19 protein-coding genes, 2 tRNA genes and 1 other RNA gene are annotated in these 21,840 nt (G+C 56.7%); 15 read left to right on the top strand and 7 right to left on the bottom strand.

Annotation, left to right across the window (positions count from 1 at the left end):
• From hutU to VFX97_08260, 3 genes are read right to left on the bottom strand one after another with little or no spacing between them, the layout of a single operon-like run.
• On the bottom strand, positions 1–1,671 hold the full coding sequence (gene hutU, locus VFX97_08270; protein ID HEX5703176.1) for a urocanate hydratase: 1,671 nt from the start codon (positions 1,669–1,671) through the stop codon (positions 1–3).
• 1 nt (position 1,672) lies between these two features.
• A complete protein-coding gene (hutH, locus tag VFX97_08265; GenBank protein HEX5703175.1) occupies positions 1,673–3,178 on the bottom strand; it encodes a histidine ammonia-lyase in 1,506 nt (501 codons plus the stop codon).
• A gap of 59 nt (positions 3,179–3,237) precedes the next feature.
• Entirely contained in the window at positions 3,238–4,314 is a 1,077-nt protein-coding gene (locus VFX97_08260) for a DUF2270 domain-containing protein (protein ID HEX5703174.1), read from the bottom strand.
• 93 nt (positions 4,315–4,407) lie between these two features.
• Here VFX97_08260 and tadA point away from each other — a divergent pair, with 93 nt between their 5' ends.
• From tadA to VFX97_08200, 12 genes are all read left to right on the top strand, one after another.
• On the top strand, positions 4,408–4,962 hold the full coding sequence (gene tadA, locus VFX97_08255; protein ID HEX5703173.1) for a tRNA adenosine(34) deaminase TadA: 555 nt from the start codon (positions 4,408–4,410) through the stop codon (positions 4,960–4,962).
• Positions 4,963–4,993: 31 nt separating this feature from the next.
• Positions 4,994–5,083: transfer RNA gene (locus tag VFX97_08250), tRNA-Ser, on the top strand.
• Positions 5,084–5,210: 127 nt separating this feature from the next.
• A tRNA-Ser gene (locus VFX97_08245) sits at positions 5,211–5,298 on the top strand.
• 253 nt (positions 5,299–5,551) lie between these two features.
• Positions 5,552–6,061: a hypothetical protein gene (locus VFX97_08240; protein ID HEX5703172.1), complete on the top strand. Its 510-nt coding sequence runs from the start codon at positions 5,552–5,554 to the stop codon at positions 6,059–6,061.
• Between the two features lie 37 nt (positions 6,062–6,098).
• Positions 6,099–7,067, top strand: coding sequence for a tetratricopeptide repeat protein (locus VFX97_08235; protein HEX5703171.1), 969 nt, complete (start codon positions 6,099–6,101; stop codon positions 7,065–7,067).
• 41 nt (positions 7,068–7,108) lie between these two features.
• Positions 7,109–7,627: a YggT family protein gene (locus VFX97_08230; GenBank protein HEX5703170.1), complete on the top strand. Its 519-nt coding sequence runs from the start codon at positions 7,109–7,111 to the stop codon at positions 7,625–7,627.
• 164 nt (positions 7,628–7,791) lie between these two features.
• Positions 7,792–7,890, top strand: an RNA gene (ffs, locus tag VFX97_08225) — signal recognition particle sRNA small type.
• A 58-nt stretch (positions 7,891–7,948) separates the two neighbouring features.
• Positions 7,949–8,680 carry a hypothetical protein gene (locus VFX97_08220; protein ID HEX5703169.1) on the top strand — a complete coding sequence of 244 codons (732 nt, stop codon included), beginning with the start codon at positions 7,949–7,951 and terminating at the stop codon, positions 8,678–8,680.
• A gap of 6 nt (positions 8,681–8,686) precedes the next feature.
• Positions 8,687–10,399: a DNA polymerase III subunit gamma/tau gene (gene dnaX, locus VFX97_08215; protein HEX5703168.1), complete on the top strand. Its 1,713-nt coding sequence runs from the start codon at positions 8,687–8,689 to the stop codon at positions 10,397–10,399.
• Positions 10,400–10,433: 34 nt separating this feature from the next.
• Entirely contained in the window at positions 10,434–11,705 is a 1,272-nt protein-coding gene (locus VFX97_08210; protein ID HEX5703167.1) for an amidohydrolase family protein, read from the top strand.
• Positions 11,706–11,745: 40 nt separating this feature from the next.
• Positions 11,746–13,689, top strand: a complete 1,944-nt coding sequence (locus VFX97_08205; protein HEX5703166.1) for a hypothetical protein — start codon at positions 11,746–11,748, stop codon at positions 13,687–13,689.
• Positions 13,690–13,814: 125 nt separating this feature from the next.
• Complete coding sequence (locus tag VFX97_08200; GenBank protein ID HEX5703165.1) at positions 13,815–14,384, top strand: sigma-70 family RNA polymerase sigma factor; 570 nt, start codon at positions 13,815–13,817, stop codon at positions 14,382–14,384.
• A 296-nt stretch (positions 14,385–14,680) separates the two neighbouring features.
• On the opposite strand, the gene VFX97_08195 is transcribed toward VFX97_08200, so the two are convergent.
• Both VFX97_08195 and VFX97_08190 read right to left on the bottom strand, forming a co-directional pair.
• Positions 14,681–15,694, bottom strand: a complete 1,014-nt coding sequence (locus VFX97_08195) for a c-type cytochrome (protein ID HEX5703164.1) — start codon at positions 15,692–15,694, stop codon at positions 14,681–14,683.
• Between the two features lie 383 nt (positions 15,695–16,077).
• Positions 16,078–17,463 (bottom strand): inner membrane CreD family protein, encoded by a 1,386-nt coding sequence (locus VFX97_08190; GenBank protein HEX5703163.1) that lies wholly within the window; start codon positions 17,461–17,463, stop codon positions 16,078–16,080.
• A gap of 341 nt (positions 17,464–17,804) precedes the next feature.
• Between VFX97_08190 and VFX97_08185 the strand changes: the two genes are divergently transcribed.
• The 3 genes from VFX97_08185 (at position 17,805) to VFX97_08175 (ending at position 20,441) form a co-directional block, all read left to right on the top strand.
• Positions 17,805–18,104, top strand: coding sequence for a hypothetical protein (locus tag VFX97_08185; protein ID HEX5703162.1), 300 nt, complete (start codon positions 17,805–17,807; stop codon positions 18,102–18,104).
• Between the two features lie 801 nt (positions 18,105–18,905).
• Entirely contained in the window at positions 18,906–19,049 is a 144-nt protein-coding gene (locus tag VFX97_08180) for a hypothetical protein (GenBank protein ID HEX5703161.1), read from the top strand.
• Positions 19,050–19,190: 141 nt separating this feature from the next.
• Positions 19,191–20,441 (top strand): cation:proton antiporter, encoded by a 1,251-nt coding sequence (locus VFX97_08175; GenBank protein HEX5703160.1) that lies wholly within the window; start codon positions 19,191–19,193, stop codon positions 20,439–20,441.
• A 108-nt stretch (positions 20,442–20,549) separates the two neighbouring features.
• Here the strand turns inward: VFX97_08175 and VFX97_08170 are convergent, their stop codons facing one another.
• Both VFX97_08170 and VFX97_08165 read right to left on the bottom strand, forming a co-directional pair.
• The gene (locus VFX97_08170) at positions 20,550–21,071 is read right to left on the bottom strand and encodes a hypothetical protein (GenBank protein HEX5703159.1); all 522 of its coding nucleotides are present in this window, start codon (positions 21,069–21,071) and stop codon (positions 20,550–20,552) included.
• Positions 21,068–21,754, bottom strand: a complete 687-nt coding sequence (locus VFX97_08165; protein HEX5703158.1) for a DUF4386 domain-containing protein — start codon at positions 21,752–21,754, stop codon at positions 21,068–21,070. Before VFX97_08165 ends, VFX97_08170 begins: the two co-directional genes overlap by 4 nt.
• Positions 21,755–21,840 lie beyond the last annotated feature (86 nt).

Genomic DNA, 21,840 nt, shown 5'->3' with positions numbered 1-21,840 from the left:
TTAGAACTTTCCTTTTACAGGTAATCTCATCGGAATTTTCACGCCCTTTTCGCGCGCCGTATCCGCGGCTTCTTCATAACCTGCGTCGACATGACGAGCGACCCCGAGGCCGGGATCGTTGGTGAGCACGCGGTTCAGACGCTTCGCGGCTTCATCCGTTCCGTCGGCAACTGAGACCTGGCCGGCGTGCAGCGAATAGCCTATGCCGACACCCCCGCCGTGGTGAAATGAAACCCAGCTGGCGCCGCTCGCCGTGTTCAGCAGTGCGTTCAGAATCGGCCAATCAGCGACCGCGTCTGAGCCGTCTTTCATTCCCTCAGTTTCGCGAAACGGAGACGCCACTGATCCGGTGTCGAGATGATCACGCCCAATCGCAATCGGAGCTTTCAAATCGCCACGCTTTACCAGTTCGTTAATCGCTTCGCCCATCTCCGCACGCTCGCCGTAGCCGAGCCAGCAGATGCGCGAAGGAAGCCCCTGAAACTGCACTCGATCGCGCGACAACCGCAGCCAGCGATTCAAAGTCTGATCGTCCGGAAAAAGTTCGAGCGCAAGATCGTCGGTCTTGCGAATGTCTTCCGCTTCACCGGACAGAGCGACCCAGCGGAAAGGGCCTTTGCCTTCACAGAACAACGGGCGAATGTATTCAGGCACGAAGCCGGGAATCTCGAAAGCGTCTTTCGCGCCGGCTTCGAACGCCATTTTGCGAATGTTGTTTCCATAATCGAAGGCCACCGCGCCCGCGCGTTTCAGCGCCAGCATCGCTTCGACATGACGCGCCATCGATTCCATGGAGCGCTGAACGTACGATTTAGGATTCGTGCGTCGCAGTTCGCTGGCGTCTTCCATCAACACGCCCGCCGGAACATATCCGTTCAAAGGATCGTGCGCGCTGGTTTGATCGGTGACTGCGTCAATCTTCACGCCCCGGCGAACAATCTCCGGTAAAAGTTCTGCACAATTGCCAACAAGGCCAACTGACACAGCGCGGTTCTGTTGCCGCGCGTCTTCACAAATATCGAGCGCTTCATCCAAATCCTGCGCCATGCGGTCGCAATACCCGTTGAGCACGCGACGCTCAATGCGGGCCGGATCGACTTCGATGCCAAGAAAGACCGCGCCGTTTAGAGTCGCGGCGAGTGGCTGCGCGCCACCCATGCCGCCTAATCCACCTGACAACAGAAGCCTGCCGCGCAAGTCGCCGCCGAAATGCTTGTCGGCCATCGACGCGAACGTTTCAAACGTTCCCTGCACAATGCCCTGCGTGCCGATGTAGATCCAACTGCCCGCGGTCATCTGCCCGTACATCATCAGGCCTTTGCGTTCGAGTTCATGAAAATAATCCCAGTTGGCCCACGCACCGACCAGGTTCGAATTCGCAATCAGAACGCGCGGCGCATATTCGTGTGTGCGAAAGATGCCTACGGGTTTGCCCGATTGCACGAGGAGCGTTTCGTCGCTCTCTAATTCATGAAGCGACCGCACAATTGCGTCAAACGATTCCCAGTTGCGCGCGGCTTTGCCTGTGCCGCCGTAAACGATCAGGTCGTCGGGTTTCTCGGCGACTTCGCGGTCCAGGTTGTTCATCAGGCAGCGCAAAGCAGCTTCCTGATGCCAGCCTTTACAGTTGAGTTTGGCGCCGCGCGGCGCTCGAATGTTTCTTATCGTCATCTCAAAGGAGGGTGTCGAATTCAGCAGTTCGCGTAGCGTCCGCAATCGCTTGAATGTCCGCCGACATAGACCGGTCGGCGGTGAGCCTCGTCACATGTTTGCGCACAATGTCATAGGCTGCGCGCGCGCCGCTACCCGGCCGCAAAGGCTGGCGGTGTTCCAAACCTTCGGCCGCGGTGATCAGTTCAATTGCTACGATTCTCTCTGCCAGTTCCACGATCGCTCGCAGCTTGGTCGCGCCGGTCATGCCCATCGAAACGTGATCTTCTTTGCCGCCGTCCGTTGGGATGTTGTCGATGCTGGCCGGGTGCGCGAGCACTTTCGCTTCACTCAACAGCGAAGCGGCGACAATCTGCAGCATCATGAAACCTGAGCCGACGCCTGGTTGAGTTGTCAGAAACGGAGGCAGGTCTTCGTTCGTCAAGGGATTCACCAGGTGATCGATGCGTCGTTCGGTGATGCTCATCAAATCCGTCAGCGCTATGGCCGCGTAATCTAACGCCATCGCGACGGGCGCACCGTGAAAGTTGCCGCCGGAAAGAACTTCGCCCGTATCGGTGAACACCAGCGGGTTGTCCGTCGCGCTGCCGGTTTCTGTTTCGACAATGTCGCGCACGTGCGCGAGCGCGTCACGAACCGCGCCGTGTACCTGCGGCATGCAGCGCAGCGAATAAGCATCCTGCACGCGTGGATCGTTTTCCACGTGCGACTCGCGAATCTCACTGTCGCGCAGCAGTTCTCGCAGGTGCGCCGCAACTTCGGTTTGTCCGCGGTGGGGACGCGCCGCATGAATTCGTTTATCGAATGCGACGGGCGTTCCTTTCAAAGCTTCCAAAGACATCGCGCCGGCGACATCGGCTAGACGCGTCAACCGAGCTGCATGATGCAGCGCGAGTCCGCCCACCGCCGCCATCGCCTGCGTCCCATTCAACAGCGCGAGTCCTTCCTTCGCCTCGAGTTGTAGTGATGCGATCCCCGCGCGCTTCAAAGCATCGGAGCTCCCCATGCGCTCACCTTCGTGGAATGCTTCGCCCTCGCCGATAGCGGTCAAAGCGAGATGAGCCAGGGGCGCGAGATCGCCACTCGCACCAACCGATCCTTTCTCGGGGATTACGGGGGTGACGCCGCGATTCAACATTTCGACCAGCGTCTCGACGACGATCGGTCGACAGCCACTGAACCCCAGCGCCAGCACGTTAGCGCGCAGCAGTAACATCGCGCGCGCTTCTTCAATTGAAAGTGGATTGCCGAGTCCGCACGCATGACTGCGCACCAGATTCAGTTGGAGCTCGCGAATCTGCGACGGGTCGATACGAATGTCGGACAATTTTCCAAAGCCGGTGTTGATGCCATACACCGTGCGATTTTCGGCGATGATTTTTTCGACCACGAGGCGGGACTGTTCGATTCGCTGGCGTGCTTTCGAGGCGAGGGCAACCGTTTCTGTAGCTCGCGCCACCGCCGACACTTCAGCGAGCGACAGTCTTTGGCCGTCAAGTTCGATCATATTCGTGCAGTAAGCAGTGAGCGATAAGCAGTTCTGCGCGACTGCTGACGGCTCGCGGTTTACTGCTTTGATTTCACCCGGTCAGGAGTGTCGGTGGTGTGAATCCGGCGATCGGGCGTACGCGTAATATCGATCTTCTTGTGCTCGCCGGTGGTGCCGCGCATTCGCTGGCGCGCGCGTTTCGCACGGCGGACCGTGGCTTTTGGGACTGACGTGGCGGCGCGTGTCCAACTGCTCATGCGTTGCAACGGATGCAGCGAAAACTCGTGACGCGGCAGAACTTCGCCAGTCGCTTCGCGCAGCTTGACGGTGCCGACTGCGCCAATGAATAAAGCCGTGTTGAAAAGGAACCCGATGAGGAAAACGATCCATCCGGGAATCAAACCCACTTGCGCGCGGAACAGGAACTCATCAAATGTGTGGGCCGAAACCGGATGCAGATAAACCTTCAGGTTCCAGCTCAACGCCAACAGCGCGAACAGCCAGATGTAGTTTCGGCGCAAGCGCCGGCCGATCGCTTCCCAGACGCTGATCGTGAAATGCGGGGTCAGTAAATCCGCCGCCAGGTGGGAAGCCCACTCTTGATCGCGCGGGACGTTGTCGGGCGCCAGCATTGGCGCGTAATACCCGGTTTCCAGGACGCGGACGCGGCTGGCCCAAATTTCGTAATAACGATAGCGACGCGCTTCCATCAAAAGAAAGATCGCCACCAGAATCGAAATGATCGGAATGATGAAATGCGGATTGTTCGGCGAGCTGAAAGCGAACGAGAGTGCGCCGCCGGCCGTCAACACTGCCCAATTCGTCGTCGTATCCAGCCGGTTGCGCCAGGTGTTCGAGCGCTGAATCTCTCCCCGGTAGAAGTGCACCATCGCGGTGGTGACTTCTGCTGACGACATTCGTTTGGCCGGATCTACCGGGTTTACTTTCTGCCGATCCGGCGTCACTGTCTCATGCGATGAATCGACTGACACCGGCCGCAAGCGACCCGCGGGCCGTTCGCCCGGCACGGCCAGCGACGGATCACGGACACCGCCCGACGGTCGTGACGGGATTCGCGAAGTAATCTGCGATTCGTGAATGCTGTCTGTGCGCGCGCCGGTAGTTCGTTGGGTTGGCTCAGTAGTCGTCGGCATCTTAGGCTGAGAACGTGCGGTTTGGGAGCGTCCGCGGAAGCCTTGAAGATAATAACATGAAATGAGTATAGTTGGGCCTTGCTGTTTGAAGCGATGTTTTCAGTCGTAGCAGAAGAAGTGAGTGTCGAAGCGCGAGCCGCGCACGAGCGCTGGATGAGCGAAGCGATTCGGGCGGCGCGCGAAGCAGAAGCCGCCGGCGAGGTGCCGATTGGAGCCTGCATCGTCATCGACGGAGAACTGCACGCCGTTGCCGGAAACCGCACGCGCACGGATTGCGATCCGACGGCCCATGCTGAGATTGTCGCGTTGCGTGAAGCCGCGCGGAAATTCGGCAACTACCGGTTGGCGAAGGCGGTGGTTTACTCGACGATCGAACCGTGCGCGATGTGCGCGGGCGCTTTGATTCAAGCGCGGGTGCCGCTGTTGGTTTACGGCGCACCGGACGAAAGAGCCGGCGCAGTCGATTCCCACTTCCAGATCTGCGACTCCGATCATCTGAATCATCGAGTCGAAGTGGTGCGCGGGGTTTTGGAAGCAGAGTGCCGCGCGCTGATGCAAGAGTTCTTTAGAGACAGACGTCAGAGGTCGGAAGTCAGACATCCGACGTCAGATGGAAACTTGTTAATCGAGGCAGATTCTGACATCTGATCTCTGACGTCTGACATCTGTTTGTTCGCGCGGAGAGGTCGCATAGTGGATTAGTGCACCGGTCTCGAAAACCGGAGTGGGTTAACGCCCACCGTGGGTTCGAATCCCACCCTCTCCGCCAGAAATGCAGAAGTCAGATGTCAGAGATCAGAGGTCAGAAAAATCACCTTCAGCGCTCAATCAAGAGATCAGAAGTCGGTCGAGCAAAATCTGATCTCTGATCTCTGACATCTGATGTCAGTTTCCGGGGAAAGGTGCAGGAGTGGCTTAACTGGCAGCACTGGAAATGCTGTGTGCGGCAACGTACCGTGGGTTCGAATCCCACCCTTTCCGCCATAACAACAGAGGTCAGAGATCAGACGTCAGACATCAGAGGTCAGAAGTCAGACATCAGAGGTCAGAGGTCAGAGATCAGATGTCAGACGTCAGATCAGACTGGGGCGCGCGACCAACTCTTTACCTTGACGATTAAACATTTCCAGCGCTCTGATGCTGGCGTCGGCTTTCTGACCTCTGACCTCTGACCTCTGATGTCTGACGTCTGATCTCTGACATCTGATCTCTGACCTCTGATTCTGTGGTGAATTCCATGATCAAATCTAAAGTATTCCTGACAGTCATCACCGCGGCGACCGCCGTCTTGATTTTCGTTTCTGCCGTTGACGCGCAGCGGAGAACGACGAAGCGACTGACGGTCTGCGGCAATCCCAACGCTGCGTGTCCTTCGCAGGCCACCTTCGAACCGCACGACTTGCAGTTTCGCGTGCCGCAGAATGCAGTCATCTGGGAAACCGAGTTGTTCTACGCCGTCGTGCTTAAAAGCATGAACGCGTCCGATGAAAATTGCGACGCCCATATTCCGGAAGCGGAACGTCTGGCCGCGCAAACGCTTTTTCCTGACCGTAAAGTTTTCGCTTCGCGTTGCGTTGAACCGGGGACTTTGTATTACACCAACACGCGGCCAAACACCCGCTTGATGGCCGTTTATGCCGGCCCAACTTTGGCGGAAGCGAATCGGGTGCTGGCAGCGGCCAAAGCGATGAGCAAGTTCTCCGGGGCCTATGTGAAACGGATGAGGGCGGGATTCAACGGCACCTAATAGGTCAACCCCAACACGCAAGCTTCGCAAACGCACCATGCGATCAATCAAACTTGTCCTGCTTCTGATGGTTTTTGCGGGTGGGGCTCACGCCCAAGCGCCGGCTGCGGTCAACTTTAACGAAAGCGGCAAAGCGCTTCACGCCAAAGGTGATCGCGCCGGTGCGATCGCGGAGTTCACCAAAGCTATTGAAGTCGATCCGCAGTACGCGATGGCCTACAACAATCGCGGCGCGACTCGCAACGACCTCGGTGATTTCGATGGCGCACTCGCCGACCTCACGCGTGCCATTGAGATCGATCCGCGGCTGGCGAAAGCTTTTTACAATCGCGCCATCGCGAAAAAAGCGAAAGGCGATCTTGACGGATCCATCGCCGACTACACCAAAGCGATCGAGATCGATCCCAGATACGCATCGGCTTACAACAATCGCGGTCACATCTGGCTCGACCGACGAGACTTCCAAAAGGCCATCGCTGATTTCGACAAAGCCATTGAAACCGATTCGCGTTTCGCGATGGCTTACTTCAATCGTGGATTCGCTCGGGGACACAGCGGCGATCTCAGCCGCGCAATTGAGGACTTTACCAAAGGCTTGGAGCTCGAGCCGCGAAATGTCTCGGGCATTTTCAACCGTGCCTTCGCCAAACAATTGAAAGGCGATCCGGCTGGAGCCATAGCAGATTACCGCAAGGCTATCGTGATTGATCCGAAACATGCCGAGGCCTATAACTCCTTAGCCTGGCTGCTAGCGACTTCCCCCCGGGCCGATTTGAGGAATGGAAAACAGGCGGTGCAGTACGCCCTGAAAGGGGCTGAGCTGACAGCGTGGAAAAGTCCAGGGTCACTGGAAACTTTGGCCGCAGCTTATGCTGAAGTTCGCAACTTCAGAGAAGCGATTAAATGGCAGACCCGGGCTTTAACCTTCCCCGAGGCAAAAAATGAGGAGCCAGCCAACCTGCGACTGAAACTCTACCAACAGCGACGCCCCTTTAGAGACCAATAGCCCTCTTCGATTTATTTGTTGATTTACCGGAAGGACCTTTTATGAACGACGACAAACTGGCACTCGAAGAGGCGCGCCGTGCCGGACAGCACGGCTCGGTCAAAGCGCAGGTTGAAGGCGAGGTGGAAGCTGAGATCGCTGAGCAAGCGGCGCGCACTGCTCCGCCGGAAGAAGCGAGAGTCGAACAGGTGGCTCAGAACTTTCGTGCCAAAGCCGTTGATGAAGTTGTCGAGCATGAGCATGAGGTTGAGCGCGCCCGCGGGCTGGCGCGAGTCTCGCAGATCGTCGATTACCTCTTTTACGTTGTTTACGCACTGCTGGGACTGCGCTTCCTGTTAGCGCTGATGGCCGCGCGCAGTACTTCAGGCTTCGTGCGATTTATCGTGGCAGTGACGGACCCGCTCTATGAACCGTTTCGCGGCATTGTCGCCAGTCCTCGGACAGATGGTGGGCACACGTTGATGATGCCTTTGGTGATCGCGATCATCGCGTATCTGCTATTGCATCTCGGCATCAATGGGTTACTGCGGCTGATTGCGCATCGCAAAACCGCGATTTAGCCGGTGAGTGAGGCTCAGCCGAGGGGCAGTAGCCCGACCATGAGGGAGGGCAATTTATGAGATCTCAAATTTGAGATCTGAGATTTCAACAGCCCTCCCTCACGGTCGGGCTACCGCCCCGTTTCGACAATCGGCAATCGGCAATCTAGAATGCTCTTATCAGACTTCGGGCTCCGCACAACGCTCGTCTTGTGAACCCCGCCAGGCCGGGAACGGAGCAACGGTAGCATCGACAGCGTGTGTTGCGGGTAAGTCCGGAGTCTGACCTAAACTTTTCGTCGCATCTCTCCTAAGGCCACTTCATACGAAGGAGACTTCGAAATGAAATCAATCATTGCAGCAACCCTGTTCATCGTCACGTGCTCCCTGTCCGCCTTTAGCCAAGGCGATTCCCGAACCGAGCTGCTCAAAGAACTCGAGACAAAACGGGCTGAGCTCGGGAAACTCGAACTGAGGGTGCTCGAGCCGGCGACTGAGGACCGCGAGGCGTATGCGCAGTTTCTTGCTCAGCCGGACACCGGACTAATGCGGCTGCTGCCTCGAGAGAAATATGACTCGCACGCCAACGGCAAATCCGGCCTGACTATTCGCGGCGGTGGCTCCTATTATTCCTTCACGCGTCAGTCGAATGAGTACGGCAGAGCGACTGACCTTGGTTTGCAGCAGGGGAACTTGTCCGTTGGTTTTGCCGGTGCGGACTACGGGATGCTCATCAAACTCGAGGGCGCGAATCTGGAGGACGTCTCGACAGAGCTTCCCGGCATTACTTTCCTCGCGAAATACGCCGCGGTGTCGTCTGAGCCCGATGCCCGCATCGAACAACGCCGTTTTGGCAGCGCCGGCACAGTGATCGAAGGCATTTCTTATAAAGGGAATTTGCGGCCCGAAGTCGGCGCGACATATGTCTTGCGCTCAATTGCTTTTGAGGCTTCCGACGTGCTTGTCGCATTCAAAGTCGTGCGCCAGGATACTGACGGCAGTCTGATCATTGCCTGGAAGCTTTTGAAGAAATATCCCAAGCCCGAGCTGAATCGAAATACAGCATCCAGATAAGCCTTAATGTCCTATCAAGTCATCGCCCGCAAGTGGCGGCCACAAACATTTGAAGATGTGACGGGTCAGGAAGTCCTGACCCGCACGCTCCAGAATGCTCTGGAGCACGATCGTCTGCATCACGCGTATCTTTTTTCCGGCGCCCGCGGCGTGGGAAAGACGACCACTGCGCGACTGGTCGCCAAAGGTCTCAACTGTCACAAAGCAAAAGGCCCGACGGCGACGCCGTGCCCGACGACTGACGAAAAGGCTTGTTCTTCGTGTCGCGAGATCTCTGAGGGCCGTTCGATGGACGTGCTGGAGATCGACGCCGCCTCGAACACGGGCGTGGACAATGTGCGCGACGTAATCATCGGCAGCGTCGCTATCGCTCCCGCACGTGACCGCTACAAAGTCTTCATCATTGACGAAGTGCACATGCTTTCCGGGCCGGCGTTCAATGCGCTGCTGAAAACGGTCGAAGAGCCGCCGCCACGTGTCGTCTTCATCATGGCGACGACTGACGCGCACAAGGTGCCCGAGACAATTTCTTCGCGCTGCCAGATTTTCGAATTCCGCACGATTGCCACGGCCAAGATTGCCGAACGGCTGCGATTGATTGCCGACGCGGAAAAGGTTTCGATTTCGGATGAAGCGGTCCGCGAAATCGCCCGCGCCGGTGATGGCTCGATGCGTGACGCGCAATCGGCTTTCGATCAGGTGATCAGTTTTGCCGGCAAGAAGATCGCCACTGAAGATGTCGAGAAAGCTTTAGGGCTCGCCGGCGCCGACGTGCTCGCGCGCGTGATGTGCGGCATTGCTGAAAACAAACCGGCCGAAGCTCTGGCGATTGTCGACGACATCGTCATGCGGGGGCACAACCTGCGAAATTTCTGCCGCGAAGTGCTGGCCCACTTGCGCGATCTGCTGGTAGTGAAAGTTTCAGCCGATCCCAAAATTCTCGATTCAGCTTGGACTCATGCTGCCGCGCTGGCACAGCAAGCAGAACAGTTTTCCGAATCAGATCTGGTCCGCTTCTTCCATTCGCTCGCGGAAACAGAAAGCACTTTGAAAGATGCAGCGAACCCGCGTTACCAGGTCGAAGTGGGCCTGGTGAAACTGATGGAGATGCGCCGGCTCGCGCCGTTGGGCAATCTCGTTGAACGCATCGCGGCGCTTGAATCAGCATTGCGAACCGGCAAGCCTCCAGCGGAAACAGCGAGTCTGCAAACCGCGCGCGTGGCGCCGGCGCCGTCGTCACGACCGGAAACATCGGCGCACAGCGTCGCCACCGAAACCGCACCGGCAATGACTACCTCTACTGAGCGGCCAACCGTGAACGCGAGCGGCGACGACTCGTTCTGCGGAAACGTCAAAGCGAAGCTTGAGCACAAGCGGCGTCGCCTGCTGGTCGCCGCACTTAACAGCTCGTTGCGCGTTGATCTCGAGGGTGACGAACTCGTCATTGAGTTCACGGCAGAGGCGAAGCACTATCGGGACACGCTGATGAAGCCCGAGAACGCAAAAGCCTTACGCGAAACTTGTGCTGAGGTTCATGGAAGAGAGGTCGCGATTCGTTACTTAATCAAGTCTGAGGACGACCCGGTGGCTTCAACCAACGTCACTCCGGACGCTCGCGAGGCGAAACAGAAAGCGCGCCGCGCCGCGGCCGCAGATCCAACCATCCAGCAGGTCCAGCGCACGTTTGGCGCCGAGATCGTTGACGTCAAACAGACCTAGAGTCACTAAACGCAAAGGAACTCGGCTCTCGCGCATGAACCCAACGCGACAATCTCTAATCGGGAATTGGGCGTTGCTACTGCTCGTCTTTCTGACGGCCCTTCCAGCGGGCGCTCAATCCTCCGCCTCAAAACCAACCCCAACCGTCTATCTGCTAAAGCCGGCGCGAGTCTTCGACGGCGAGTCTGCGCAACTCCACACCGGTTGGGTGGTGCTCGTGCGCGGCGAAAAGATCGAGGCCGTTGGTCCGGCGAGTGAAATCAAAGCGCCCTCAGGCGCGAAAGTGATTGAGCTGCGCGGGATGACTTTGATGCCCGGGCTAATTGATGCGCACTCGCACGTGCTGCTCCATCCGTACAGCGAGACTTCCTGGAACGATCAGGTTGCGCGCGAGAGTCTTAGCCTGCGTACGGCCCGCGCGACAAATCATTTGCGCAGCAGTTTGATGGCAGGCTTTACGACGTTGCGCGATCTTGGAACTGAAGGCGCGGGCTATGCGGATGTTGGTCTGAAGCAGGCAGTGCAGCAGGGAATTATCCCCGGTCCGCGATTGATCGTGACGACCCGCGCGATTGTCGCGACCAACACGTACGGTCCGAAAGGTTACGCGTCCGAATGGAGCGTGCCGCAGGGTGCGGAAGAAGCCGACGGTGTCGACAACCTGACCCGCGTGGTACGCGATCAGATTGGCAAAGGCGCGGACTGGATCAAGGTGTACGCCGACTATCGTTGGGGCGCGGGCGGCGCCGCGCACGCGACTTTCACGCTCGACGAATTGAAGCTTATCGTCGAAGTCGCGAGGAGCGCCGGTATCCCGGTGGCCGCGCACGCGGGCTCAACCGAAGGCGCGCGCCGCGCGATTCTCGCGGGCGTCGAAACGATCGAACACGGCGACGGCCTGACGCCGGAACTTTTTCGCATGATGAAGGAGCGCGGCATCGCTTTCTGTCCGACACTTTCGGTGGCCAGCGCCGCGAACATGGACAACAAGAAGCGAGTCTTTAAACAGGCACTCGAATCCGGCGTGGTGATTGCGAATGGCAGCGACGTTGGCGTCTTCGCGCACGGCGACAACGCTAAAGAGATCGAAACGATGGTCGCGTGGGGAATGCCGCTGCTGGATGCGATTCGTTCCGCGACATCGGTCGATGCGCGCGTGCTGCACATGGAAGATAAGATCGGCTTTGTGAAAAGCGGACTTCTCGCCGATCTGATTGCCGTGGAAGGCGATCCGACTCGCGACATCTCATCCCTGCGTCGCGTGCGGTTTGTCATGAAAGGCGGCGAGGTTTACAAGCAACCTTAGTCCGCCATCTGCACTCGAAAGCCTGGAAGATCCTCCTGTGATGTATCCCAAGTTTGTAATTATCTTCTTCGTGGCCGCGCTGTACTTCTTGGGCGCCGGGCGGACACCGGCTCAAGACGGCGCCGGAGTTCGCGCCACTCTCAAATTCCCCGAAGACAAGACGACTTATCGGATCGGCGAACCTATTCGGCTGATGCTCGAGTTAACGGCTGAGCGCGAAGGCTATTCGACCGACATCATTTCCGACGGCACCGACCTGACCTGGGACAAGATAACGATCTCACCGGAAGCGGGCGTGTATCGTTGGGCCGAGGAGTCCCTTGGGAACCGCGGCATGCGAGATTACTTCTCGAACGCGGCGCTCACGACGAAACCGATTGTCGTCGACATCTATCTGAACGACTCGATTCGCATCGACCGGCCCGGCCGTTACTCAGTCCAGATTACAACGGGGCGTGTTTCTCCCGGCGGACCGCTCGAGCAACGGAATGTGCCCCTCACACTCACGACCAACGCGCTCACTTTCAATGTCGTACCGATGACGAACGACGAGGAAGAAAAGGAGGTCAAGCGGATTTCGCAGTTGATTGATTCGGCGCGTGGCTATCAGGCCGAGGAAGCAGCCGCGCGACAGCTCGCGTATCTGACCGGGGACATTTCAACGCGCGAGAAAGTGCGCCGGTTCCTGACGCCGGGATCGCGCTCAGGCAACTATTCAGCGCAGATTTATCACGGGTTGTTCATTGCGAGAAATCGCGCGTTGCTCCTGCAACTGTTGCAGGCGGCAATGAGAGATGTGGACACGCCAGTCACATACAGTTTGCTCAACGTGGTTGCGAAAGTTCATCTGCTGCTCGAACGAGTTGGGTCAGCCCAAAAGGCCATGCCACGCGGCAGTTTGATGATTAATGGCGGGGACCCAAGGTTTCTCGAAATTCGCGACGCTTACCTGGTCGAGTTAGGCAACAGCCTCAATAAACGAAGTGGCACGAGCCAAACGTTCACCGCCAAGACGCTGCTCATGAATCTGCCAAAGAGCGAGCAAGCCGCGGCCGCACTTCTGGCGGAAGTACAACGTATCCTGAGGGCCCAATTCGATACGTTGCACCCGTACGATCAGGAATACCTCATGCGCATGTACTGGGAACAGCTGCGCGATGCTTCGCTGGTTCCGTCGCTCAAGAAGATGCTGGCCTTCACGGCGGCCTCGAGCAAAAACGTTCACGACACCGCATTGAAGCGCTTGCTTGAAATGGCTCCGGATGAAGCGCGTCCTTACGTCATCGCACAAATTCGCGATCCTAAATCATTCATCGATCTTGAAGTAGTCAGTAGCCTCGCCGATAAGACCCTGCCGGAAGTTGACGACGCCCTGGTAGATCAAATTCGAGAGCTTTCAAAATCGAAGGCAAACTTTAGTCGGGTACACATGAAGCACAAAACTTCCCTCGCGGCGCGATTCGCAACCAAGTCAATCTACGCCGACCTGATGGATATCTATCGAAGTTCCGACGATTTGCCGGTTGAAGCACGAGCCGGCTTTCTCGCCTACTTCGCGCGTCACAATGAAGCGGAAGGGCTCGCTTTGTTGGAGCAGGCATTGGAAAAAGTCGGCCCGGCTCTTCAATTCAATATTCTGCCCGACTTCACAAAGTTGTATTTCTCGGATGGGGTGGGCGCGCTCTTGCGAACGCGACTGGACAGTGATGATCCTGACATCGTCAGCACTGCCGCCTACCTTATTTCGAAACATGGACCCGCGTCTGATCAGGCAGCCATCGAAAAGCGTTTGCAACGGTGGCAGGCACAGTGGAGAGGCCGAGCTGCGGAAGCAGACGCTAATGGTCAGGGCCGAGCCGAGAGGGAGTTGATTTGGGCGATGCTTCACGCGAAATCATGGAAGGCGTCACCGCCACGCGTCAAAGAACTTCAGCAGAGCTGCGTCACCACAGTTTGTAAGCAGCACTTCCGCCTGCAGAATTAGCTGCCGTGTGATTAAAGCGACGCTTGGACGTCACCTGCCGGCCGTTACCCGGCTTTACTAACTTAGGTGCATTAATCATTGAAGAACGCTCGACGCGTTACTAGAATGCGCACGTGAGCCGATCAGTGTCTTCACCATCGCTAACGAATCTCACCCAACTGCTGCTTGAGTGGCGCGGCGGCAGCCAACAAGCGCTGGATGCGCTGATGCCCGTGGTGTACGACGAGCTGCGGCGTTTGGCGCAGCACTACATGCGCGCGGAACGGCCTGAACACACGCTGCAAGCGACGGCGCTGGTGAATGAAGCCTACCTGCGGCTGGTGGACATGAAGGTTTCCTGGCAGGACCGCGCGCACTTCTTCGCGGTGGCGGCGCGGCTGATGCGGCGCATGCTGGTCGATCATGCAAGAGCCCAGCATCGAGCCAAGCGCGAGGGCGGACCGAAAGTTTCGCTCGATGACGCGCTGGAGGTTTCATGCAAGCCGGCTTCGGACCTGCTGGCGCTCGATGAGGCGCTCAGCCAACTCGCGACCCTTGATCAAAGGAAGAGCGAAATCGTCGAACTGCATTTCTTCGGCGGGCTGAGCAATGAAGAAGTGGCTGAAGCGCTCGGCGTCTCACGCGCTACGGTGCAGCGGGAATTACGTATGGCCAAGGCTTGGCTGAATCATGAACTTAAGAACAGTGATGAGTGATGAGTGATGAGTGAAAGCAACCCGAAGGGTTGCGAGAGAGTAGCCGGGGGTCGCAGCGAAGCGAAGACCCCCGGTAACCGTGGGTTTAAGAATCGGACCCTGAAAGGGTGCCAGAGTTCTGTGACCCTCTCAGGGTCAGAAAAAATGTTCACACTAGATCCTTTGCCTCAAGAGTGTGAATAAATGACGCCGATGCCACGCGTCAAAAAAAAACCGGCTGCCGTTCATCATGAATCAGCAGCCGGTCCGCAAGCGCCCCACGCGCCACGCTTTGTCACTCATTACTCATTACTTCCTTATTCCGCCTTGTGGTTCCGGTCTCCGAATCCATGTTTTTGACCGTCGAGCGGGCACAACGTCGCTTCTTCCGTATTGTCCAGGCGATGCTTCACCGGACGGAGGGTGCGCAGGTAAGCGAAAATCGCTTTCAGGTCATCATCCGTCATGTTCTTGAAGTAGCCGGTCGGCATCACGTAATTCAGTTTGCGCGCGCCGACGTGGCCCGTGCGCATTGTCCGGATGAACAGCGCTTCGTCGTAGTACGAAATACCTGTTGGGTCAGGCGTAATGTTGGCGCTGTAGATGTCACCCCACGATCCTTTCAAATGGAACCCACCGGCAAAGGCCATCTCCATCATGGGCTGTCCGTTTTGGTTCATCGGCGTGTGACAGGTAACACAGTTGCCTAACGTTGCCATGTAACGACCGCGCGCCACTTGATTGTAGGCATGATGCGCCGACACCTGTGAAGTGATCGGTTCATGCGGCGGCAGCGCAGCTTTCAAAGGTTCGGGTATTTGCGTCTTTGGCAGCTTGTTGCGCACTGGTTCGATCGAGCGAATGTAGGTGATTACCGAAGCCAGGTCCTCATCCGACATGTTTCGGAAATTCATGTAAGGCATCACCGGGAACAAACGCCGGCCGTCGTGGCCGATGCCTTCGCGAATCGCGCGTGCTAACTGTTCATCCGTCCATGAGCCTGCGCCTGTCTCAACATCCGGTGTGATGTTCGGCGCGACCAGCCACTCCATGCCGTCTTCAGCGAACACGGCGCCGGCGCCTTTCTGGCCGGGTTTCGGTTGCGCGCCCGGCTTCGAGTAGTCAACGTCCGAGTGACATTGAAAACAATGCGCGGTGGATTCGACGATGTAACGTCCGCGCTCCAAGCGCTCCGGCGTGCGGGCGAACTTTACGCCCGCCATCGGCGCGTGTGCGCGATCTTTGCGCACGGTGTAGCCGACCGAAAGAATCGCACCTGCCACAGCCAAAACGACAAGTGCCATTTGAATGAACTGTTTCCTGCGTTCCATGATCTCTCTCACCTCTTAATCCAGATAGCGACAGATCAAGGCGAAATGTGTCAGGCACGGTACGCACGCCTCTGGCGTGCTTAATCGGAGTTTTTGGCCGGATTTTCGGGCTTTCTCGGGCGGACGTAGGGTGAGGCAAAGCCGGTCAGCCCAAAGGGCTGAAAGAGAGTAGCCGGGGGTTGAGCGCGCAGCGCGATACCCCCGGATTAAGTGTCCATGATTCTGACCCTGAAAGGGTCACAGAACTCGTCTCGCACCCTTTCAGGGTGCGAATTCTACGCCGACGCTTTCCGGGGGTCTACGCTTCGCTACGACCCCCGGCTACTGTCTTGCAACCCTTCGGGTTGCCGAATCTAATTTATCCCGTGAGTTAACACTCTTGATTACACCGCCTGCACCGATGACACCGGCGTCCGCGGCGCAAAGGATTCCGGCGGCGGCTGCGGCGCGAAGCGCTCTTTCCAGCGAATCCTTCCGGTTGCCTGCATCACCACGAACAGCGTCAGGATCGAACCGATTGTGATGGCGAGTCCGGTAAAGCCTTTCAGGAAGAAAGCGTACGAGAACGCGACCAAGTAGATGAATTGCGCCAGCGCCGCCTCGCGCATCGCGAAGCGAAGGCCCACCACCAGTCGCAGATACGAGATGACCAGAAAGATCGAGACGGCTGAGCTGATCGCAAACGCGAGATGAATCGAAATGTGATCGACCAGGTATGCCAGCAACAGGTGAAACGAGAAGAACGCCGCGGCCAGGAAGAAGTAGTTCATCGGATGCACCTCAATACCACGCAGCGTCGTGATGATTAGCATCAGGAAGAAAAAGAAGAAGAGCGACACGGGCGCAAAGAAACTGATGCGACCAGCCAGCGGACCGGGCTGAAGCTTCTCAGGCATGGTCATCGCGATTTGATAACCCGAGACCAGGTTCGTGTAGTTCCAATCCAGTTCCCAACCGCTCCCACTCTCGCGCTTAATCGACGGCGACAAAGTGTTGTTCGGGAAATCGATGTCTTTGAAGTTCGTCGTCATCTTTAACGAGAAGTCACGTACACGCGCGACATCGTTCGACGATTCGCCTCCATGCGCCAGGCTGTAGGACCAGTGGTTCAGGCCCTGCGACTTGTAGCCGACTTTCAGGGTCGCAACTTTGCCGGGCGCGATCTTCAGCGTGCTGCTGGCGCTGTTCTTCTCGTTCTTCAGAGGCAGCGGCGCGCCGTCAACCGTGAAAACCAAATCGTCATAGATTGCCTGTGCCGTTGGAAAATGCAGAGCGAAAGTAACGTCCCGTTCTTTCTCGCTGGTGTTACGAAAGGTGTAAGTGCCGGCAAAGCCAACTTTGTACGTGCTGTACCAGAGCAACCCTTTCTGCCGATGCTCTAAATTCAAATCCGCGTTCAAGCGGCTGCTTTCGAGCGGCAACTCTCTGGTGAATTTTTCCTGAACGACCGTCTCAACCGTTTTACCGTTCTCCGTCTTGATCGTTTTTTTCGGCAGTAACTCTTCGAAACTGGCGGTGGGCGGCGTCTGATTTTGTGGTGCGCCCCAGGTCGATTCAACGCGACTTCCTGACTGGCTGTCGGAATCGTAAGTGCGCTGGAAAATGGTCGCTCCCAGAATCGCCCACGCGAATGCGGTGCACAGGAAAATGAATGTGATAGCAGCGATACGTTTGATCATCGGCAGTTCCTTTGCGGATTGGGTTGAGTAAACATTTGGTATGTCGCGATTCTCGATTATCGACGCGACTGCGCCAATGTGGCTTGCCACATGCAGCGCCTGTCAGTAGCCCTTCCGCCTGAGAAACGCCGAAGCTGGCCGGTTGTGGGAGCCTTCAAATGTGATGAGACGGGCCCGGGGGAGAAAGTACTGGTTCAGTTTTGAGAGAATCTCTAATTCTCGCCGTCGCTTTAGCGCGGCGATCAGGTTGGCGATGGCGTGGGGAAACCGTTTAAACGATTTCCATTGCACGGCCGCAGTTCGCCACCGGGCTAAAGCCGCGGTGTGAATGAAAGAGTTCAAAGTGCGCCAGTACGTGACGGAAAATAGGTATTGCTGAGGTCTTGATGTGGCGTATAGAATGCTTCAGGTCACACACGAGGTGAACTTAAATGCGCACACTTGTTCCCGGTGAATGGTACATCCTGTTCGAGTGCACTGAGTGCAAGACGCGCCAGATCCTTTTCCCGGATCTCTCTGAAGGCCGCGCCCATCTGCGTGCCACTTACAAGGTCCAATGCGTGAAGTGCGAGTACACGGGCAGGTACGACAGCGACATCCTCGAACGGTATCAGCATCCGCCTACGGCTGATCCGCAACCGATCCACGGACTGGCGGTCTTTGCTCTATTTGCGCTCTTGCGATCATTCGGCTGGGCGCGAAGCAAGCAAGCGTGTGGCATGACGCGCTGAATCGCTTAATATGTCAGCGGTTAGCCGCTACTTACTCCAACCTTTGTCAACATCTATACTGCCGCAATCGTGGAAGCGATTCTCATCGCGATATTTGTCCTGGGCTACGCGGCGATTGCGCTCGAACATCCGCTGAAGATCAACAAAACTGCCGTCCTAAAAAATTCACGTGACCGACGAGTTTCGAAGAAACATGCTCGAGGCGGTTTGTCGATAATCCATTGACACTGCTCGCGTTGGGCGCAAGCATCGAATTCTGGTAACATTTTCCAAGCAGCGATGATTGGATCAGCGCCCACCTCGAGGATGTTTTGTCTTCGTGTCGTTCTTTGTGTGGTCACGCTCTTCGCGTTTTGTGCCTCAAACAACGTCGGACTGAGTTTTCTCCCCTTACCGCTCGTTGCTGATCACCAGACTGACGCTCAGAAGACAATTGATCAGGAACAGTTGTCACGGTCGCGATCACGATCTGACAACCAGAGTGTACGTGTACCGATAACTACTTACTCCCAAAAGCGTGAAGCTAAGCAGCTTCATTCCCAACCGTTTGCGGGAACGCTCAAAACAGGTTCCATCGCTTCAAATGACACGAGAGTTTTCGCGGAATTCAATTCAGCAGTTCAGCTTTATGTCTGTGCCTTAGCGTTACAACCTCCGGGGCGCGCTCCACCTCTTTAGTCCAAAAACTCATTGCCATTAAGGTGTTTTGGATCTGCTCGCCAACAATAATTGCGCGAGCGGAGTGGCGTCCATTCAGGCATAACCGCGTCTGACCTGGGTCAGGCGCACGGAGGAGTGATTATGAGTAATACTGTAATCGGGATAGTAATTTCAGTCATAACAATCGCGTTCATTTTCTGGCTGGTAGTTTTCGGCGGCAAGCGCGGCGAAAAACACAGAGAGCAGACCACGATTAAAGCGCCCGATTCTGGTCGCGAGCGGTAAAGCAGGTAGAATCCAGAACCAGAATCGCATCGAACGCAGAAGCTGACGCTTGCCGCAGTCATAAAGTCTTGGCTGCGGTGAGTGCCCAGCTTACGTGCGCCCGCACATCCAAAGTTTAGGACCAGAAGGACTGAGAACAAGATGAATCATTTTTTAGCGCTCGCAACGGGAGGCGAAACGAGAGTTCTTCTCACTCTCTTCATCATGCTTGTTGCGGCTAAGCTACTGGGTGAGCTGTTTGAGCGTCTTCGACAGCCGGCGGTGGCGGGAGAGATTCTGGCAGGAGTTATCATCGGCCCGAGCCTACTCGGTTGGGCGGCTCCCTCAGAGATTACAAGTCTACTTGCTGAGATTGGCGTCATCTTCCTCCTGTTTCTTGTAGGACTTGAGACCAAGCCGGCGGCCATCTTCAAAGTTGGAAAGCAAGCGGCGATTGTGGCCGTGCTAGGCGTCGTAGCTCCGTTTCTGGGTGGATGGCTCCTGATGAAGGCTTGGGGAGGTACAAGCATTGAGGCTCTGTTCGTCGGCACAGCAATGGTCGCAACCTCTGTCGGAATTACCGCGCGCGTTCTTTCGGGGATGGGCCTACTCGACGCTCCCACCGCGCGCATTATTCTCGGTGCCGCGGTCATTGACGACATACTTGGACTCCTGGTACTGGCGATTGTCTCAAGCATGGCCGCAGGCACCATCAATTACTTCGAGATTCTGACAACTGCCGGTCTGGCAATCGGGTTCACGATGTTTATCGCGCTGGTTGGCGCCCCGGTCGTTACGCGCCTTGTACCCCAAGTTGCGCGGATGCGAACCGGGCATGGAATTTTTATTTTCGGACTCGTGTTGTGTCTCGGGCTATCGGTCGCCGCCGCCTACATCGGAGTTGCAGCGATCATTGGAGCTTTTCTTGCCGGTATGGCCCTGGCTGAAGCGGCTGAAAACGATTCGAAGATGCACCGGCACATGAACGGCGTAACTGAATTTCTCGTGCCGTTCTTTCTGGTCAATATTGGAATGCAGCTCAGGCTTGACGTCTTTCGTTCGTGGTCGGTCATCGCTCTTTGCGTTTTAGTCACTTTGGTGGCGATTGCCACGAAGTTGTTAGGTTGTGGCATGGGCGCGATCAACCTCGGTACCAGACGAGCGGCACAAGTTGGTATGGGAATGGTGCCACGCGGTGAAGTGGGAATTATCGTCGCTCAGATCGGGCTGAGTCTGGCGGTGATCGGAGCAGAGCTCTACGGGGTGGTCCTGTTCATGGCGGTCGCGACTACACTTGTCGCCCCGCCATTTCTTAAGTGGCTCTACGCCAGCGAAGCGGCGGGGCGAAAAGAAATTGGCCCACCAGATGCCGGAGGCATCGTAGCTTCGGGAGACCTCTGCAAGATTGGTTAGCCAGTTGAGCCAGGAGTTTTAGAGAATGCCTATGGATCATGACAACGCAATTCGGTGAAACTTCACCCAAAGCGCCGGTGGCAAAATTAATTAGTCGCGCGCCGACTGCTAGGTCATTTTCAGTGTTGAACCCGCGCGATTAACTTTCCGCCGTTTCCACAGCGACAAAACCAAACCAATAATCGTGAGCCCCAGCAGCGTCAGGTTCATCACGGCGGCCGGCGGCTGGCCGACTCTGACGATGGGTATGACGCGGCCAACCAGTTGACCGGCGGCGTAAGTCACCAGAAGCAGAACGAACATCAAAGGCACGGCGCGCCGATAGCGCACCAACACCACGACGCATATCAACGAGATTACAAACCGGCTGATGGCCGACAGCGCGAAGAGCGCCAGGATCGTTTGCGCGGCTGCCGCCGGATAAGTATCGAGCGGAACACCGTCCGCGGATTGCACGATCGAGCGGCCGTTGACGAGGAGCATGACGCTTTGCATTGTCCGCACCGCTATCAGGAGCCCGAGAATCCAAAGCGCGATCTTGCTTCCCTGATACCCGTTGTCGATACGCCGCGGCAAAAGGCGGTTGAGAATTGTGTCCTTCACGATCGTTGATTCGACGGCTGTAGTCATTGTGCTGCCTCGTTGTCTCTCGTGCTGAATCCCTTAATCATCAACCAAACGGAGAGCGCGAGATAAATGAAGCCGAGCGGCATTCCCATCAGCATTAAGTTGGGACTGGGATAAGCGAGAAACTGCGGCAACGTGATGCCGGTAATCTGAAGCACGGTTGTGATCAGCAACAAGCCGGCGAGAACTCGCGGAACGAGTCCGGACTTCCAGAGCATTAGGCCGAGAGAAAACATCCAACCGACCATGATCAGCAGATGCGTGTAGTGAATCCACTTCCACGCCGAGCGTACCGTCGCGCCGACAAGCTCGTGCACAGCGAGATCCGCGGCGTTGGCACTCGCGTAGTTTTGGCTGAAAGTGAACAAAGACATATAGCCGGCGATCTCCCCGCCCTGGAGCGCGAAGTTAACGATTGCCAACCCGAACAGCCATAACGCCAGCGCATAACTGAACTTTCGAAACACGGGCATCCCGGTGATCGCGATAAATATCGGCACGGCGCCACCGACAAACAACATCATGATCGCAAGTCTGACTTGAAAACTGTTTACCGACTGAATTGCAGAAAAAGTCAGCGGCCTCGACAGTTGCTGAAGCAGCATATAGGGCGTCATCAGGCCGGTTATCAAATGAAGTAGTAGCAGAAAGCCGATCGTGCGGCCGGTGCGCTGTGCAGAAATCATCGTTCACCTCTCTAAAACAGGACGAGCCGGAGAACTATCGGGGCCGGCTGGGTTCGTTAGCTGTACGGCGGACCGGACACCGGAGT

Source organism: Pyrinomonadaceae bacterium, assembly GCA_036277115.1.
Classification (GTDB): domain Bacteria; phylum Acidobacteriota; class Blastocatellia; order Pyrinomonadales; family Pyrinomonadaceae; genus UBA11740.
This window is presented reverse-complemented; position numbering and strand designations above follow the sequence as displayed.

Excerpts from the sequence above, each read along its gene's own strand:
- VFX97_08175 (HEX5703160.1), top strand. The coding sequence starts at position 19,191 with ATGAATCATTTTTTAGCGCTCGCAACGGGAGGCGAAACGAGAGTTCTT.
- VFX97_08230 (HEX5703170.1), top strand. The coding sequence starts at position 7,109 with ATGAACGACGACAAACTGGCACTCGAAGAGGCGCGCCGTGCCGGACAG.
- VFX97_08240 (HEX5703172.1), top strand. The coding sequence starts at position 5,552 with ATGATCAAATCTAAAGTATTCCTGACAGTCATCACCGCGGCGACCGCC.
- VFX97_08180 (HEX5703161.1), top strand. The coding sequence starts at position 18,906 with ATGAGTAATACTGTAATCGGGATAGTAATTTCAGTCATAACAATCGCG.
- hutH (HEX5703175.1), bottom strand. The coding sequence starts at position 3,178 with ATGATCGAACTTGACGGCCAAAGACTGTCGCTCGCTGAAGTGTCGGCG.
- VFX97_08165 (HEX5703158.1), bottom strand. The coding sequence starts at position 21,754 with ATGATTTCTGCACAGCGCACCGGCCGCACGATCGGCTTTCTGCTACTA.
- VFX97_08210 (HEX5703167.1), top strand. The coding sequence starts at position 10,434 with ATGAACCCAACGCGACAATCTCTAATCGGGAATTGGGCGTTGCTACTG.
- hutU (HEX5703176.1), bottom strand. The coding sequence starts at position 1,671 with ATGACGATAAGAAACATTCGAGCGCCGCGCGGCGCCAAACTCAACTGT.
- VFX97_08235 (HEX5703171.1), top strand. The coding sequence starts at position 6,099 with ATGCGATCAATCAAACTTGTCCTGCTTCTGATGGTTTTTGCGGGTGGG.
- VFX97_08195 (HEX5703164.1), bottom strand. The coding sequence starts at position 15,694 with ATGGAACGCAGGAAACAGTTCATTCAAATGGCACTTGTCGTTTTGGCT.
- VFX97_08185 (HEX5703162.1), top strand. The coding sequence starts at position 17,805 with ATGCGCACACTTGTTCCCGGTGAATGGTACATCCTGTTCGAGTGCACT.
- VFX97_08170 (HEX5703159.1), bottom strand. The coding sequence starts at position 21,071 with ATGACTACAGCCGTCGAATCAACGATCGTGAAGGACACAATTCTCAAC.
- VFX97_08220 (HEX5703169.1), top strand. The coding sequence starts at position 7,949 with ATGAAATCAATCATTGCAGCAACCCTGTTCATCGTCACGTGCTCCCTG.
- dnaX (HEX5703168.1), top strand. The coding sequence starts at position 8,687 with ATGTCCTATCAAGTCATCGCCCGCAAGTGGCGGCCACAAACATTTGAA.
- VFX97_08260 (HEX5703174.1), bottom strand. The coding sequence starts at position 4,314 with ATGCCGACGACTACTGAGCCAACCCAACGAACTACCGGCGCGCGCACA.
- tadA (HEX5703173.1), top strand. The coding sequence starts at position 4,408 with ATGTTTTCAGTCGTAGCAGAAGAAGTGAGTGTCGAAGCGCGAGCCGCG.
- VFX97_08205 (HEX5703166.1), top strand. The coding sequence starts at position 11,746 with ATGTATCCCAAGTTTGTAATTATCTTCTTCGTGGCCGCGCTGTACTTC.